The sequence below is a fragment of the Saccharothrix stipae genome (genome assembly GCF_054781895.1).
Genome location: NZ_BAAGTN010000001.1, coordinates 648,838 through 664,762 on the forward strand (window position 1 = coordinate 648,838; position 15,925 = coordinate 664,762).

A 15,925-nucleotide genomic window follows, 5' to 3' on the forward strand; every position below is an offset into this window, starting at 1 on the left:
TCCTCTGCTCAGACCACCCGGTGACCGGGGGTCGCGATCTCATCTGGTGCGGCCAGGTCGGCTTCGGTGTCCCCGAACCGGATGCAGACGTTCTTGGTCTGGGTGTAGCTCGCCAGGGCCTCCAAGCCCTTCTCCCGGCCCCAGCCGCTGTGCTTGTAGCCGCCGAACGGCAGTTCCACGCCCGTGCCGACGCCGGTGGCGTTGACGTACACCTGACCGGCCCGGATGCCCTCGGCCATGCGCATCGCCCGGTCGACGTCACGGGTCCAGACGTAGGAGGCGAGGCCGTACGGGCTGTCGTTGGCGATGGCGATCGCCTCGTCGACGTCGGTGAACTCGATGACCGTGACGACCGGGCCGAAGATCTCCTCACGGGCGACGCGGGCCTGGTTCGTGAGCCCGGTCAGGACGGTCGGCTCGATGTAGTAGCCGTCGGCGAGTGCCGGGTCCGCGGGCGCGCCACCACCCGCACGGACCGTCGCGCCCTCCTCCCGTGCCACGTCGAGGTAGCCGGCGACCCGGTCGCGCTGCCTGGCCGACACCAGCGGACCGACGTCCGGATCGGTCGAGCCCGGGCCGAGGCGCAACGAGGCGGTGTGCGCGACGAGTTTGGCGACGAACTCCTCTGCGCCGCGCTGGACCAACAGCCGGGTGCCCGCCGAGCAGGTCTGCCCCGCGTTGCCGAACGCGGAGCCCGCGACGGCGGTGACGGCCCGGTCGAAATCGGCGTCCGCGAAGACGACGACCGGCGACTTGCCGCCCAGCTCGACCACCGACGGCACCACGTTGGCCGCCGCCGCCCGGGCGACCTCGACCCCGGTGGCCACCGAGCCCGTGAACGTCACCTGGTCGATGCCGGCGTGCCCGGCCAGTGCCGCGCCGGTCTCGGCGTCGCCCGGCACGACGTTGAGCACACCGGGGGGCAGGCCGCACTCCAACGCGATCCGACCGATCTCCAGCGGCGTCAGCGGCGCTTCAGGCGAGGGCTTGAGCACCACGGTGCAGCCCGCCGCCAGCGCGGGAGCGCTCCCCCGCGCCGTGTTCTGCAACGGGTAGTTGAACGGGATGATCTGCCCGGACACGCCGATCGGCTCGCGGACGGTGTAGTCGAGCAGCCCCGGCCCCAGCGGGATGGTGGCGCCGCCGAGCTTGTCGGCCACACCGGCGTAGAACTCGAAGTACCGCGCCGCCGCTTCGACGTCGGCCTCGGCCTGGCGCAGCGGCTTGCCGACGTCGAGGCTCTCCAGCCGCGCGAGCCGGTCTCCCTCGCGCCGGATCGCCTCGGCGATCCGGTAGAGCAGCCGACCGCGGTCCGCGGCACGCATCCGCGCCCACTCGGGTGCGGTGAACGCGGCGCGAGCGGCGGCGACCGCCTGGTCCACGTCCGCCTGGCCGGCCAGGGAGACCTCGGCGATCGGCGTGCCCAGCGCCGGGTCCACCACGGCGAAGGTGCGCCCGTCGGCGGCGGGCACCCGCTTGCCGTCGATCAGCAGTCCGGTGGTGTCGCTCATGGCGTGATCTCACCTTCGACCGCGCCGAAGATCACGACCTCGTCGCCGGGGCGCACGGTGCGGATGCGGCGCACCCACAGCACGATGCCGTCCCAGTCGGCGCGGACCTCCTCCAGCGTGGCGCCGTAGTGGTCCACGACCCGGCCGATGAGGTCGCCTTCCTCGCACTGCTCGCCCGGCTCGGCGTGGGCGAGGAAGAAGCCACCGGCGGCGGAGCGGGCGAACGTGCCGGTCACGACGGTGTAGCTGTCCCGCAGCCGCACCGCGCCGTCGATCATGCCCAGGTGGCGCATGATGTTGCGCACGGAGTCGACGTGCGTCTCGACGTTCCGGTCGCGGTAGGTGCCGCCGCCGACCTCGATGGTGATGGCGGCCTTGCCCGCGGCGAGGGCGGGGTGGCGGACCGTGCCGCCCCACTTGCCGCCCTTCCAGATCAGTTCGTGCCCGGCGGCCAGGCCGATGCCGGTGGCCAGGTCCTCGTAGCCGCCCTGCACGATGGTCAGCGGGGCGATCTCGCCGTACGCGCCGCCGGTGTGCAGGTCCACCAGCGCGTCGATGGCCGGGACGACCTGCGCCACGAACGCGGCGGCCAGGCGGAAGGAGTAGGAGCCGTCGGGGTCGCCCGGGAAGATCCGGTTGAGGTTGGCGTGGTCGAGGCCGCTGGTGCGGGCCGCCGCCTCGAACGCCGGGGTGTTCAGGCACGGGATGCCGACGAGCGTGCCGCGCAGGGTGGCGGGATCGGTCTCGGCCAGGACCTGGCGGACGGCCTGCTGCCCGTCGTACTCGTCGCCGTGGACGCCGGCGTCCACGCACAGCACCGGCCCGGGGTGGGCGCCGTTGACGACGATCAGGGGGATGCCCATGTCCACGCCGTAGGTGCTGGCGCCGACCGGGATCATGCCCTGGGCGCGCTCGCCCGGGGCGACGGTCAGCGGACCGATGGAGTACATGTGCGTTCCTTTCGTGGTGTGGCGTGGAGACGTCATCAGGCCAACACCGCGGCGGCTTCGTCGAGCGTGTCGGCGAGGATCTCGGTGATGCGGTCCGGCAGCGGCCGGTCGCTGATCGGCGGTGGCGCGATCCGCAACCGGGGCGCGGCCCGGTCGTGGACCCTGGCCGGCAGCGCGGCCTCGCGGAGTCGAGGCGGGATGAGGTCGGCGACGAGGGTCGCCCGCGCCGCGTCGGAGAAACCGCCGTCCGCCAGGTCCCCGACCGGCTCGACCGCGTGGAAGAACCCGGCGCCGCGAATGTCGGCGACGATCGGCAGGCCCTTCAGCGCGCCCCTGCGGTCGGCGACGTGGGTTTCGAGGCCTCGCACGCGGCGCGGTGCCGAACCGCAGGGGCCGTCACCGCCGCGCACCACGAAGACACCGTCCCGGCCCGGCGAGCCGTTGGACGTCGTGTGCGGCAGCAGGTGCCGGGACGCGGTGGCGGACAGCGCGGCGGTCACGTGGACTCACCCCCCGGTGCGATGCCCGGCTCCACCGGCAGCAGACCGCCCTGCTTGCCCGAACCCATCCTGCGGACCACGCCGACCACGGCCAGCGCCAGCACCGCGACGGCGATGAGCAGCGCGGCGACCGCGGTGACCGACGGGTCGACGTCGAACTGCAGGACGTTGAACACCTGCACGGGCAGCGTGGTGGTGTCCACGGAGGACAGGAACTGGGAGATGAAGAACTCGTCGAAGCTGGTGATGAAGGAGAACACCGCCGCGGCGACGACACCGGGCGCGGCCATCGGGAACGTGATCCGCCGCGCGATGGTGAGCCGACCCGCACCCATGCCGGCGGCCGCGTCCTCCAACCGCTCGTCGATCCCCTTCAACGTCGCCATCAGGATCATCACCGCGATCGGCGAGGCGAGCACGGTGTGGCCGAGCGCGATCGCGATCGGGCTGCCCAGCATCGAGGCCGGCTCGAAGAGCAGGAACAGGCCGAGCGCGATCACCACCTGCGGGATCACCAGCGGCGCCAGCACCAGTCCGTAGACCGCGGACCTCAGCGGGAGGTCGCTGCGGACCAGGGCGGTCGCCGCCGTCATCCCGAGCACCACGGAGAACACCGTGGTCAGCGCGGCGACCGTCGCGCTCAGCGAGAGCGCGGCAGGCCACTTGCTGCCGTCGGCGAAGAGCTGCTGGTACCAGCCCAGCGTCCACGACTCGGGCGGGAAGGCGCCCAGCGCGTCGCTACCGAACGACGTCACGACGATCAGCACGATCGGCAACGCCAGGAACAGCAGCACCAGCAGGGAGAGGACGGCCAGGACGATGCGCCCGGCCACGCTGTCACGCAAGCCGATCACGCCGCACCTCGATTCCGGCGGGCCACGCCCACCTTCTTGAACAGCCGCAGCAACAGCAGGCCGGTGAAAGTGAGCAGCAGGAGGATCACGCCGAGCGCGGACGCGCCGTGCCACTGGTTGTTCTTCATCACCTGCTCGTCGATGAGGGCGGCGACCATCGTCTGCCGCGGACCACCCATCAGCACGGGCGTCACGTAGTAGCCGAGGCAGAGGATGAAGCACAGGACACCGGCGTTGACCAGGCCCGGCGCCACCAGCGGCAGGTAGACCCGGCGGAACACGACCAACCGGCCGGCACCCAGGCTCGCGGCCGCCGCCATCAGGCCGCGGTCCACGCCGCGCATCACGGCGTACAGCAGCAGCACGGTGTACGGCAGCATCACCGAGGTCGTGCCGATGACGACGCCGATCTCGTTGTAGAGCAGTTGGAACGGTGCGCCGGGGACGCCCAGCGCCAGCAGGCCTTCGTTCACCAGGCCGTGGTCGCCGAGCAGGATGATCCAGCCGTACGTGCGGACCAGGGCGCTGATGAAGTGCGGCACGACGACGATCAGCATCACCAGCCCCGCCCACAACGGGCGCAGCCGCGTCACCCAGTACGCCAGCAGGAACCCGATCACCAGGCTGATCAGCGACGTCTCGGCGGAGATCCGCAGCGTCGCCAGCAGGATGTCCAGGTTCGTGCCCTGGAGGGCGTCCGCGTACCAGTGCAGCGTGAACCCGCCGTCCTCGTCCTGGACGCTGAGCAGCAGGGTGCTGAAGATCGGGTAGATGAACAGCACCATCAGGTAGACGACGACGGGCGTGGCGTTGAGCAGTCCGAACCGGGTCCGGCGGCCGGACAGCCGGCGGCGCAGTCCGCCGGGCCCGTGTCCGGGTGCGGTCGCGACCGGGGGTTGCGCCGGCGCGAGAACGGGTGCGGCCATCGCTCAGCCCTCCGTCCCGGCCGCGAACACGCTGACGTCACCTGGATCGGCGGACAGGCCGACGCGGTCGCCCACGTACGGCGCCCGGCCCGCCGGGACCTCCAGGCGCACGACCGTCGAGCCGGTGCCGCCCTCCGGCAGCACGGTCACGCGGACGAGCGTCCCCACGTAGGTCACGGACTCGACGATGCCGGTGCAGAAGCCTTGTTCCGGCGCGACCGGGACCAACCGTCCAGGCTGGACCGCCGCACGCACCCGCGTGCGGGCGGCGGCGTCCTGCGCACGGGCGCGCAGCACGCCGCCGGTGTCCAGGCGCACCACCACGTGCTCCGCGGTGCTGTCCTCCACCTGTCCGGGGAGGAAGTTGGCCGCACCGAGGAAGTCGGCCACGAACGGGGTCCTCGGTCGCTCGAACAGCTCCCGCGGCGTGTCGAACTGGTCGATCCGACCGTCGCGCATCACCGCGATCCGGTCGGAGAGGACCAGCGCCTCCTCCTGGTCGTGCGTCACGTAGATGACGGTCAGGCCCAGCTCCTGCTGGATGCGCTTGATCTCGGTCTGGAGCTGGTCGCGCAGCTTCTTGTCCAGCGCGCCGAGCGGTTCGTCCATGAGGATCACCGGGGGCCGGTAGACCAGCGCGCGACACAGCGCCACGCGTTGCTGCTGGCCGCCGGACAACTCGCGCGGCCGGCGCCGGGCGAACCCGGCCAGCCCGGCGATCTCCAGCGTCTCGCCGACGCGCCTGCGGATCTCCGCCTTCGGCACACCCCGCAGCTGCAACGGGAAGGCGATGTTCTCGCCCACCGTCATGTGCGGGAACAGCAGGTACTGCTGGAAGACGAACCCCAACCCGCGCTTCTGCGGCGCCAACCGGGTGACGTCCCGGCCGCCGACGACGATCGACCCGGAGTCGGGTTCCACGAAGCCCGCGATCATCATCAGGGTGGTGGTCTTGCCGGAGCCGGACGAGCCGAGGAAGGTCACGAACTCCCCGGCGCCGATCTCCATCGAGACCCCGTCGACGGCGGCCATGGCGCCGTAGGTCTTGCGCACCTCGGCCACCGACAGCGCTTTTCCGGTGCCGGTACCCGCCGGCGTGCGAACGGACGGCGCCTGCCGCTCCGACATCACGTGGAGCTCAGACACGGGCCCACTCCTGCCAGCGCTTGGTGACCGCTTCCCTGTTGTCCACCCACCACTGCACGTCCATGTCGAACCCGGTCTTCAGGTTCGCGGGCGAGCTGGCCAGGTTCGCCACTGTCGCCTCGGACAGCTTCTCGTAGGCGGCGGGCACGACGGGACCCATCGGGTAGATCTCGGCGAAGGCCGCCTGCACCTCCGGCCGCAGCGAGAAGTCGATGAGCTGGTAGGCCGCGTCCACGTTGCCCGCGCCCTTGGGGACCGCCCAGGCGTTGCTCTGCCTGCGGGCGCCGTGCCACTGGTAGGCCAGGGGTTGTCCCTGCTTGATGAGCTCGTCCAGCCTGCCGTGCCAGACGCTGGTGGCGTCGACCTCCTTGCGGCCGAGCAGCAGACCGGGCATCGCGCCGGTGTCCCAGTACTTCTTGATCGAGCCCTTGACCCGGTCCAGCACCCGGAACGCGCGGTCGACGTCCAGCGGGTACAGCTTGTCCAGCGGCACGCCGTCGGCGAGCAGCGCGAACTCCAACTCGGGCATGTCCGCGTCGGGGTGCTGGAGCGCGCGGTTGCCGGGGAGCGCGTCGACGTCCCAGAAGTCGGTCCAGGAGCCGGGCTTCTTCCCGCCGAACGCGTCCGTGCGGTGGGCCAGTACGCTCGCCCAGTAGTTCTTGCCGACCATGTTGGGCGCCAGGAGGTTCGGGGCGATGCCGACGTCCTTGGCGTTCTTGAGCCGGTCGTAGTCGAGCGGCTCGGTCATGCCCTTCTTGGTGAACTTCACGAAGTCCGGCATGGAACCGTCGATCAGGTCGAACTGCGGGCGGCCCTGCTCGATCTGGGCCAGCATCTGCGCGTAGTTCGCGTTGACGACCTTGACCTCGATGCCGGTCTCCTTCATGAAGGGCTCGTAGAGCGCCTTCTGGTTCGCGTCGCCGTAGGAGCCTCCGCTGTTGCGGACGACGAGCGTCTTGGAGCCGGCGCCGCTGCCGCCGGCCGACCGGCTGGTGCCGGTGCCGCACGCGGCCAGCGCCGAGGTCGCGGCGGCGGCGCCGAGACCGCGCAGGAAGAGTCGGCGGTCGATCCTTACGTCTTTCACGAGGGGCCTCCGAGGGGCGGGGAGACGGGCGGGAGAGGTGTGGGCTGTCGGGTCAGCGGGGCGCCGCGACGGCGACGAGGTCGGTGCCGGGCACCACGGTCAGGCCGTGCATGCCGTAGAAGACACGTCCGGTGGCCGGCGCGCGGACCTCGTGGTCCACGCCGTCGACGGGGTCGGTGATGCGGCCGATGACCTGACCCTCGGTCACGTCGTCCCCGGCGGTGATCGCCGGGTACCACAGGCCCATGGCCTCCGAGACCGCGAATCCGGTCCAGACCCACTCGGTGGCCGGCGGGGTTTCGACGTCGTCGCCGTTGAGGAGGTCGAGCAACCTCGCCAGTGCGTCGACCAGGCGTTCGGCCGCCCGCGGATCGCGCTCGCCGAGCTGACCGGTCTCGACGATGATGGCCGGTATGCCGAGCCGAGCCGCTGCGGCGTGACTGTTGCCGCCGTCGGCGTGCAGGCCGACGATGACGTCTTCGTAGCCGATGACGCGCGCCATGGAGGCGGCCTTCGCGTCGAGTTCCGGGTCGCCGGTCAGGCGGTAGCCGACGAAGTTCCGCAGGAACTCGTCGATGCGACCGGAGTGCAGGTCGACGTACGCGTCGGCGCCGTCGACCACGTTGGCGAACAGCCAGGCCGCCAGGCGCTCGGTGGGACCGCCCTCGGGGTCGCCGGGGAAGACGCGGTTGATGTTGACCCCGTCGAGCGGCGACGTGCCGAGCCGTCCGTGGTAGACGGCGGGAGGGTTGGCGACCAGGCAGAGGAGCACCTGGCCGCGGACCTGGTCGGGGTCGAGTCGGTTCGCGAGCCGGTGTGCCGCGTCGATCCCGGTGAACTCGCCGCCGTGGACGCCGGCGGTGATCACCACGCGCGGGCCCGGCCTGCTGCCGTTGACCAGGACCAGCGGGATGTCGACGGTGAGCGTGCCGAGGTCGGCCAGCACGTTGTCGCGCACCTTGGTCCCCGGTCCGGCGCCCACCGCGCCGACGGTGAGGGTGGTCGCCCCGCTGCTCGTGGTCGCTGTGTCGGTCATGGCTGCGTCACGCCTCCGTGCGGTTCGAGGTGGAGATGAAGTCGATGGGCCGCGCCGACGTGCCGTCGAGCGCGAGGTCGGCGGCGATGTCGCCGAAGGCGGGCGAGAGCTTGAAGCCGTGCCCGGAGAAGCCGGCCAGCAGCACCACGTTCTCGTTGCCGGGCAGCGGACCCACGAGCGGACGGCTGCTCCCGGTGTAGCCCTCCATGAACACCGAGAGCCGGACGGGGTCCGGGTGCAGGTCCGGCAGGTGCCGGCCGATCAGCTCGGTGAAGACCTCCAGCTCCTCCGGCGCCACCGTGCGGTCGAGCCGGTTCGGGTCGTCCACCGGGCGGTGCAGGGCGCGGGACAGGCCGAGCTTGACCGAGACCCCGTCCGGTGACGGCAGGCCGTAGCAGTGCGTCGGCGCGGTGCGGATGAACGCCGGGCGCTCCTCGCCGAACCACGCGCCGGTGGTGGGCACGTACCAGGCGCTGACCAGTCGGCGGACGTCCACCTCCCACGGCAGCCCGGGCAGCAGGTCGTTGACCCACGGGCCGACCGTGACCACGACCGCGTCGAACCGGTCGACGCCCTCGTCGGTGCGGACCTCCACGCCACCGCGGGCGGGCCGGATCTCGCGGACCGGGGTGTAGCGGCGGATGCGGGCGCCCAGTTCCTCGGCCCGGCGGGCGGCGGTCTGGACGGTCAGCTCCGGGCGGATGAGGCCCGCGCGGTGGTCGAGCACGGCCACGTCGCCGTCCTCGATCCGGTACTGCGGGAACCGCTTCGCGAGCAGGTCCGCGTCGAGCACCTCGTGGTCCAGGTCGTGCTCGGCGACGGACTCCAGGACGGTGGCCATCTGGTGGTGCGCGGTCGGACCCATCAGCAGGCAGCCGGTGAGGCGGCGCAGTTCCCGCCCGCTCTCCCGCTGGAGTTCCTCCCACAGCGCGTCGGCGTGCTTGAGGAGCGGGACGTAGCGGGAGTCCTCGAAGTGCGCGCTGCGGAAGATGCGGGTCTCGCCACCGGCGGCGCCGCGGTCGTGACCGGGGGCGAAGCGGTCGTACCCGACCACCTCGGCGCCGCGGGTCGCCAGGCGCCAGGCGGCCTGGCTGCCCATCGTTCCGACGCCGACGACGGCGACTCGCTTCCTGGCAGGCACGAGGGTTCCTTTCGACTCTTCGGGCGGTCATGCTGTGCGCCCGACGCGGATCGTTCGACTCGGAGGCTGAGGGGGCAGCGGGAAGATCGCGATTGTGGGCCGGCTGAACGGCCGGGCCGCGGATCACTTCTTCCGAATCACCTGTGCCACTATGTGGCACACCGTGCTAGAATCTGGCACGAACAATGACACCCGGCTCCGGGGGAGTCAAGAGGTGTCGGCATCCGAAACAGCGGCTTGATGGGGGAACCGGGTGGAGATGAAGAGCGTGGTCCGATCGCTGCGCATCCTGGAGGCGGTCGCGCAACACCAACCGGTCACGGTGGGTGAGCTGACGAAGATCTTCGGCCTGCCCAAGTCGACGGTGCAGCGCACGCTGGTCACCCTGAACGAGGCGGGGTGGCTGCGGGCGAACCGCAAGGACACGACGCGGTGGGAGATCGGCGTGCGCGTGCTCGCCGTGCGTCCCGCGGCCCTTCAGGGTTCCAGCCTGTTCGCGGCGGCCCGCGAGCCGATGATCCGGCTCAGGGACGGGGTGAACGAGACCATCCACCTGGCGGTGCCCGACGCGCTGCACTGCATGGTGGTGGTCGACCGGGTCGACTCCAACCACCCGGTGCGCACCTTCTACGACGTCGGCTACACCTCGCCGATGCACGCCACCGCGACCGGGCGGGCGATACTGGCCCACCTGCCGGAGGCCGACATCGAGGAGCTCGTCGCGGGCGGCCTGGAACGGTACAGCGACGCGACCCCCACCGAGCCGGCGGAACTGCGCGCGGAGCTGGACCGGGTGCGCGCCGACGGGTACGCGGTCAACCTCAACCAGTACCGGCCCGACGTGTGCGCGATCGCGTCGGCCGTCCTTGACTCGGACGGCACGCCGCTGGCCTCGGTGGCCGTCTCCATGCCCGCATCCCGGTACGACGACGCCCGGCTGCCCGAGTGGGGTCGGCTGGTGGCCGGCGCGGCGGAGGAGATCGGCGCGCGCCGGCTCGGCTCATGACCCGCTGACGCGGTGCCGGGTCACACCGGCACCGCGACGTACTTGTACTCCAGGAACTCCTCGATCCCGAACCGGCCGCCTTCCCGGCCGAGACCTGACTGCTTGACCCCGCCGAACGGGGCGGCGGGGTTGGAGACCATCCCGGTGTTGAGGCCGACCATGCCCACCTCCAGCCGCTCGCTGACCCGCAACGCGCGGTCCAGCTCCCGGGTGAACACGTAGCCGACCAGGCCCCACGGGGTGTCGTTCGCCCGGCGCACGACCTCGTCCTCGTCGTCGAAGGTCAGGATCGCCGCCACCGGGCCGAAGATCTCCGTCGACATCAGCCTGCTGTCCGGGTCGACGCCGGTCAGCACGGTGGGCGGGTAGAAGCTGCCGGGTCCGTCCGGCGTGGCGCCGCCGACGAGCACCTCGGCGCCCCGCCGCACGGCGTCGGCCACGAGGTCCCGGACCTTCGCGCGGCCCGCCTCGTCGATCAGCGGCCCGACGTCGACACCCGGCCGGTCGCCGGGTCCGACGACGAGCGCGCCCATGCGTTCGGCGAGGCCTCGCGCGAACCGGTCGGCGACGGAGCGGTGGACGAAGAACCGGTTCGCCGCCGTGCACGCCTCGCCCATGTTGCGCATCTTCGCGGTCATCGCGCCGGACACGGCGACGTCGAGGTCCGCGTCCTCGAAGACGATGAACGGCGCGTTGCCGCCGAGCTCCATCGACGCGCGCACCACGGTGTCCGCGCACTGCGCCAGCAGCAGCCTGCCGACCTGGGTCGAGCCGGTGAACGAGAGCTTGCGGATCCGCCCGCCGCGCAGCATCGGCGCGACCACGTCGCCCGCCTTCGAGGTGGTGACGACGTTGAGCACGCCGTCCGGCAGCCCCGCCTCCCGCAGGATCCCGGCCAGCGCGAGGCTGGACAGCGGGGTCTGCGGCGCGGGTTTGAGCACCATCGTGCAGCCCGCCGCCACCGCGGGGCCGATCTTGCGGGTGCCCATGGCCAGCGGGAAGTTCCACGGCGTGATCAGCAGGCTCGGCCCGACCGGTCGGCGCATCAGCAGCATCCGGTTGCGACCGTCCGGCAACGTGCCGAACCCGCCGTCGATCCGCACGGCCTCCTCGGCGAACCACCGGAAGAACTCGGCCGCGTACGCGACCTCTCCCCTGGCCTCGGCCAGCGGCTTGCCCATCTCGGCGGTCATCAGGGCGGCGAGTTCGTCGGTGCGGGAGACGATGATCTCGTACGCGCGGCGCAGGATCTCGCCGCGCGCCCTGGGCGCGGTGGCCGCCCACTCCTCCTGCACGCGCACGGCCGCGTCCTCCGCGAGGAGGGCGTCCTTGGGACCCGCGTCGGCGACGTGGCAGATCACCTCGCCGGTCGCCGGGTCGTGCACGGGCATGGTGGCGCGATCGGCCGCGTCCAGCCAGGCTCCGTCGATGAACAACTGCCTCGGTACGTCGATCACGGTGTTCCTCCTGGTCGGGCCGCCTGGTCGAGCAGTTCGGCGAGGTGTCTCGCGCGGATGCCCCGGCCTCGGGCGAGGTGGTCGATCTGGGTGGCGCAGCTGAAGCCGTCGGCGACGACCGGGCCGCCGCCGGCGGGCAGGTCGTCCAGGCGCGGGCGCAGCGACAGGTCCGCGACGGCCATGGACGTCTCGTAGTGCCGTGCCTCGAAGCCGAAGTTGCCCGCCAGGCCGCAGCAGCCCTCGGTCTCGGTCACCTGCCGCACGCCGAGCCGGCGCAGCAGGTCGCCCGGCCGGCGGCCGCCGAACGTGGCGTACTCGTGGCAGTGCGTCTGCACCAGCACGGACTCCGGCAGCGGCGGCGGGCTCCAGTCGGGCGCGGCCAACTCCGCGAGCGCTCCGGTCAGGGTGTGCACGCGGGCCGCGACGCGCCGGGCGGCGTCGGTGCCGAGCAGTTCCGGCACGTCGCGCTTGAGGGCGGCCGCGCAGCTCGGCTCGGCGACGACGAGGGGCAGGTCGCGGTCCGGTGCGCGGTCGAGGCGGGCCACCGTGCGGGCCATGACCCGGCGTGCCACGGCGAGCTGGCCGGTGCTCACCCAGGTGAGACCGCAGCACAACCCGTCACGGGCCGCGCTCGGGATCCCCGCGTCGCCGAGCACCCTGAGGGCGGCCCCGGCGACCTCCGGGCGGAACGCCCGGGTGAAGCTGTCGACGAACAGCAGCGCGGTCGGCTCGGTGGTCGGCGGCACGTCGCGCAACGTCGACCGCAGGGCGCGCCGCGAGGCGAACGCGGGTATCGCGCGGTGGGTCGTGACGCCTCCGAGCCGGGCCGCCAGCGTTCCCAACGGTCCGCGCAGCAGCGCGTTGACCGGTCGGGCGACGTGACGGGCGAGGCCCGAGGTGAGGGGCAGCCAGCCCAGCGAGTAGTGCGAGCGGGGCCGGATCCGTCCCCGGTAGTGCTGGTGCAGGAACTCCGCCTTGTACGTGGCCATGTCGACGCCGGTCGGGCAGTCGGTGGAGCAGGCCTTGCACGACAGGCACAGGTCGAGGGCGTCGCGGACCTCGGTCGACCGCCAGCCGTCCTGGACGGTCTCCCCGCGCAGCATCTCCTGCAACAGGCGCGCCCGGCCCCTGGTGGAGTGGTTCTCGTCGCGGGTGGCGCGGTAGCTCGGGCACATCGCACCGCCCGTGTCGCCGCGACAGCGACCGACGCCGACACATCGCCGGGCCGCACCCGCGAACCCGTCGTCGTGCGGGAACGTGAAGAGCGTGGGTCGGCCGTCCGGCACGACGGGACCCTGCCGGACCAGGTCGGCGTCGAGGGCGGCGGGCGCGACGATGACGCCGGGGTTGAGCAGCCCGTCCGGGTCGAAGAGCCGTTTGAAGGCGGCGAAGGTCCGGATCATGCTCGGGCTGTACATGACGTCCAGCAGCTCGCCGCGGGCACGTCCGTCGCCGTGCTCGCCCGAGAGCGTGCCGCCGTGCCGCACGACCAGGGCCGCCGCTTCGCGGAGGAAACGGCGTGCGGCGGCCCGGCCGGAGTCCGTGCCGAGGTCGAAGTCGATGCGCACGTGCACGCAGCCGGCGCCGAAGTGCCCGTACAGCACACCGGTCAGGCCGTGCTCGGCCAGCAGCGCCCGGAACCCGCGCAGGTAGTCCGCCAGGTGCTCCGGCGCGACCGCCGCGTCCTCCCACCCGGGCCACGACTCGCCGCCGCCCACCAGGCGTGCGGCCAGGCCCGCGCCGTCCTCGCGGACCCGCCAGAGCGAACGCCGTTGCGCGGCGCTGTCCACCAGCCTGCCGCCGACCACGCGCCCGCGGCCCTTGAGGACGTCGAGCAGCTCGGCGGCCCGCACACCGACGTCCCCCTCGTCGTCACCGTCGAGTTCGACGTACAGCCAGGCCCGCCCGTCCGGCAGCCCGGTGACCGAGTCCGGGCCGCGTCGGGCGCGCATGGTGGTGACGATGGCCTCGTCCATGCCTTCCACGGCGGTGGGCGACCAGCGCAGGATCTCGGGGACGTCCTCGGCCGCGTCCACGAGGTTGTCGTAACCCAGCGCCAGCAGGACCGACGCCTCGGCGGTGGCGACCAGGCGGACCGTCGCGGCGACCACGACGGCGCACGTGCCCTCGGTGCCGACCAGGGCCCGCGCCACGTCGAAGCCGCGTTCGGGCAGCAGGTGGTGCAGCTGGTAGCCGGAGACCTGGCGGGGGATGCGGCCCAGCTCGGTGCGGATCAGCGCCAGGTTGTCCGCGACGAGTCGCCGCGCGCCCTCGGCCTGCTTCGCCACCGCTTCGCCGTCGGCCGGGTCGACGGCACGCAGTCCGGTGTGGTCGGCGATCGCGTGGACCCCGTCGGCGGTGACGATCTCCAGCGACTCGACGTGCGCGCTGGTCCGACCGTGCCGGACGGAGCGGTTGCCGCACGCGTCGTTGCCGATCATGCCGCCGAGCGTGCACCGGCTGTGCGACGAGGGGTCGGGGCCGAACGTGAGCCCGTGCCGCGCCGCGGCCGTGCGCAGGTCGTCCAACACCACCCCGGCCTCGACCCGGGCGGTGCCCGCTTCCGGGTCGATGTCCAGGATCCGGTTCAGGTGGCGGGAGAAGTCGAGGACCACACCCGGGCCGATGGCGTTGCCCGCCATGCTGGTGCCGCCGCCCCGCGCGGTCAGCGGCACGCCCAGCTCACGGCACGCCAGGACGACGGCGCGCACCTCGCCGACCGAGCGTGGGAACGCCACGGCCAGCGGCGGCACCCGGTAGTTGGAGGCGTCGTAGGCGTACGGCGCGGTGCCGCTCGCGCCGGTCTCCAGCCGCATCCCGGGTGCGGAGCGGGCGAGCAGACGCGCCAGGGCGTCCGCCGTCACGGCGCCACCACGCCCACCTCGACCGCGGACGCCCACGCCCGCAGGCCCTCGTCGATCGCCTGCTCGTCGATCACCAGCGCGGGGATCATCCGGACGACCTGGTTCCACGCGCCGCACAGCAGCAGGAGCAACCCCGCCTCCGCGGCGGCGCGGTGCACGCGGGCGGCGGTCTCCCCGTCGGGGCGGCCGTCCGCGGTGACGAACTCCGTGCCCAGCATCAGGCCGAGGCCGCGCACGTCCCCGATCGCCGGCGTCGTGGCGGCGACCGCCTCCAGCCCGGCGCGCAGCCGTTGGCCCATCCGCTCGGCGTTGTCGACCAGCTTCTCGTCGCGGACCACGTCCAGCGTCGCGCAGGCGGCGGCGCAGGCCACCGCGTTGGCGCCGTACGTGCCGCCCTGCGAGCCCGGCCACGCCTTCCGCATCAGCGACTCGGGCGCCGCGATGCCGGACAGCGGGAAGCCGCTGGCCAGGCCCTTGGCGGTGACCAGGATGTTCGGCACGACGCCGAAGTGGTCGTGACCCCAGAACCGGCCCGTGCGGCCGACGCCGGTCTGCACCTCGTCCAGGACCAGCAGGAAGCCGTGCCGGTCGGCGCGCTCGCGCAGACCTTCCAGGAAGCGGCGGGTCGCGGGCACGTACCCGCCCTCGCCCAGCACCGGCTCCACGACGATCGCGGCCGTGTCGGCGGGCGCGGACACGGTCTGGAGCACGTAGTCCAGCTCGCGCAGCGCGAAGTCGGTGGCGGTGTCCTCGTCCCAGCCGTACCGGAACGCGGTCGGGAACGGCGTGACGACCACCCCGCTCATCAGCGGCGAGAACCCGGCCCGGAACCGCGTGCCGGAGGTGGTCATGGACGCGGCGGCCACCGTGCGCCCGTGGAAGCCGCCGTGGCAGACCAGCACGTTCGGCCGGCCCGTGGCGTGGCGCGCCAGCCGCAACGCCGCCTCGACCGCCTCGCTGCCGGAGTTGGCGAAGAAGAGGCTGTCCAGGCCCTCCGGCAGCACCTCGCCGAGCTTGTCCACCAACCGCCGCAACGGCTGGTGGAGCACCGTCGTGTACTGGCCGTGCACGAGCGTGCCGACCTGCTCCTGGGCCGCGGCCACCACGGCGGGGTGGCAGTGACCGGTGCTGGTGACACCGATCCCGGCGGTGAAGTCGAGGTAGCGCCGGCCGTCCTCGCCGTACAGGTGGACGCCCTCCCCTCGGACCGCGACCACGGGCGTGGCCTGGCGGAGGTGCGGTGACAGTGCGGTCATGGTCGTCTCCCTGGGTCTCGCGGGGCGATCCCGAGCATCACGGCGGCGAGTGGGCGCGACAACGCGTGTTCTGTCCGCTTGAGGCACGGGGTTTGGACGTTTTGTCAATCGTCGGCGGTCCGCACCCGTTCGACCGCGGCCGCGGCGGGCCGTCGCCGGCGCAGTTGCGCAGGTCGAAGCCGCTTGTCAGAGTG

13 protein-coding genes are annotated in these 15,925 nt (G+C 72.6%); 1 reads left to right on the top strand and 12 read right to left on the bottom strand.

Annotated elements, in window-relative coordinates; genetic code table 11:
* Positions 1-8: 8 nt before the first annotated feature.
* The 9 genes from ACYVLT_RS02770 to solA are packed head-to-tail and all read right to left on the bottom strand — an operon-like array spanning position 9 to position 9,148.
* Entirely contained in the window at positions 9-1,511 is a 1,503-nt protein-coding gene (locus ACYVLT_RS02770; protein ID WP_461118462.1) for an aldehyde dehydrogenase family protein, read from the bottom strand.
* Positions 1,508-2,461, bottom strand: coding sequence for a succinylglutamate desuccinylase/aspartoacylase family protein (locus tag ACYVLT_RS02775; RefSeq protein ID WP_461118463.1), 954 nt, complete (start codon positions 2,459-2,461; stop codon positions 1,508-1,510). The genes ACYVLT_RS02770 and ACYVLT_RS02775 overlap by 4 nt, the downstream gene beginning before the upstream one ends.
* Before the next feature lie 35 nt (positions 2,462-2,496).
* Positions 2,497-2,961, bottom strand: a complete 465-nt coding sequence (locus ACYVLT_RS02780; protein ID WP_461118464.1) for a hypothetical protein — start codon at positions 2,959-2,961, stop codon at positions 2,497-2,499.
* Entirely contained in the window at positions 2,958-3,815 is an 858-nt protein-coding gene (locus ACYVLT_RS02785; protein ID WP_461118465.1) for an ABC transporter permease, read from the bottom strand. Before ACYVLT_RS02785 ends, ACYVLT_RS02780 begins: the two co-directional genes overlap by 4 nt.
* Entirely contained in the window at positions 3,812-4,741 is a 930-nt protein-coding gene (locus ACYVLT_RS02790) for an ABC transporter permease (RefSeq protein WP_461118466.1), read from the bottom strand. Before ACYVLT_RS02790 ends, ACYVLT_RS02785 begins: the two co-directional genes overlap by 4 nt.
* Positions 4,742-4,744: 3 nt before the next feature.
* The gene (locus ACYVLT_RS02795; RefSeq protein WP_461118467.1) at positions 4,745-5,887 is read right to left on the bottom strand and encodes an ABC transporter ATP-binding protein; all 1,143 of its coding nucleotides are present in this window, start codon (positions 5,885-5,887) and stop codon (positions 4,745-4,747) included.
* Complete coding sequence (locus ACYVLT_RS02800; RefSeq protein WP_461118468.1) at positions 5,880-6,971, bottom strand: ABC transporter substrate-binding protein; 1,092 nt, start codon at positions 6,969-6,971, stop codon at positions 5,880-5,882. The genes ACYVLT_RS02795 and ACYVLT_RS02800 overlap by 8 nt, the downstream gene beginning before the upstream one ends.
* 52 nt (positions 6,972-7,023) lie before the next feature.
* Positions 7,024-8,007: a M14 family metallopeptidase gene (locus ACYVLT_RS02805; protein ID WP_461118469.1), complete on the bottom strand. Its 984-nt coding sequence runs from the start codon at positions 8,005-8,007 to the stop codon at positions 7,024-7,026.
* 7 nt (positions 8,008-8,014) lie between these two features.
* Positions 8,015-9,148, bottom strand: coding sequence for an N-methyl-L-tryptophan oxidase (solA, locus tag ACYVLT_RS02810; protein WP_461118470.1), 1,134 nt, complete (start codon positions 9,146-9,148; stop codon positions 8,015-8,017).
* A 259-nt stretch (positions 9,149-9,407) separates the two neighbouring features.
* Here solA and ACYVLT_RS02815 point away from each other — a divergent pair, with 259 nt between their 5' ends.
* A complete protein-coding gene (locus ACYVLT_RS02815; RefSeq protein WP_461118565.1) occupies positions 9,408-10,154 on the top strand; it encodes an IclR family transcriptional regulator in 747 nt (248 codons plus the stop codon).
* A 20-nt stretch (positions 10,155-10,174) separates the two neighbouring features.
* On the opposite strand, the gene ACYVLT_RS02820 is transcribed toward ACYVLT_RS02815, so the two are convergent.
* Genes ACYVLT_RS02820 through ACYVLT_RS02830 form a run of 3 tightly spaced genes read right to left on the bottom strand, consistent with a single transcriptional unit; the run spans position 10,175 to position 15,731 of the window.
* Positions 10,175-11,611, bottom strand: a complete 1,437-nt coding sequence (locus ACYVLT_RS02820) for an NAD-dependent succinate-semialdehyde dehydrogenase (protein WP_461118471.1) — start codon at positions 11,609-11,611, stop codon at positions 10,175-10,177.
* Complete coding sequence (locus ACYVLT_RS02825; protein ID WP_461118472.1) at positions 11,608-14,475, bottom strand: FAD-binding and (Fe-S)-binding domain-containing protein; 2,868 nt, start codon at positions 14,473-14,475, stop codon at positions 11,608-11,610. Before ACYVLT_RS02825 ends, ACYVLT_RS02820 begins: the two co-directional genes overlap by 4 nt.
* Positions 14,472-15,731 carry an aspartate aminotransferase family protein gene (locus ACYVLT_RS02830; RefSeq protein ID WP_461118473.1) on the bottom strand — a complete coding sequence of 420 codons (1,260 nt, stop codon included), beginning with the start codon at positions 15,729-15,731 and terminating at the stop codon, positions 14,472-14,474. Before ACYVLT_RS02830 ends, ACYVLT_RS02825 begins: the two co-directional genes overlap by 4 nt.
* Positions 15,732-15,925 lie beyond the last annotated feature (194 nt).

Coding starts and splice junctions, on each gene's coding strand:
- ACYVLT_RS02805 (WP_461118469.1), bottom strand. CDS start 8,007: ATGACCGACACAGCGACCACGAGCAGCGGGGCGACCACCCTCACCGTC.
- ACYVLT_RS02830 (WP_461118473.1), bottom strand. CDS start 15,731: ATGACCGCACTGTCACCGCACCTCCGCCAGGCCACGCCCGTGGTCGCG.
- ACYVLT_RS02790 (WP_461118466.1), bottom strand. CDS start 4,741: ATGGCCGCACCCGTTCTCGCGCCGGCGCAACCCCCGGTCGCGACCGCA.
- ACYVLT_RS02775 (WP_461118463.1), bottom strand. CDS start 2,461: ATGTACTCCATCGGTCCGCTGACCGTCGCCCCGGGCGAGCGCGCCCAG.
- ACYVLT_RS02815 (WP_461118565.1), top strand. CDS start 9,408: ATGAAGAGCGTGGTCCGATCGCTGCGCATCCTGGAGGCGGTCGCGCAA.
- ACYVLT_RS02770 (WP_461118462.1), bottom strand. CDS start 1,511: ATGAGCGACACCACCGGACTGCTGATCGACGGCAAGCGGGTGCCCGCC.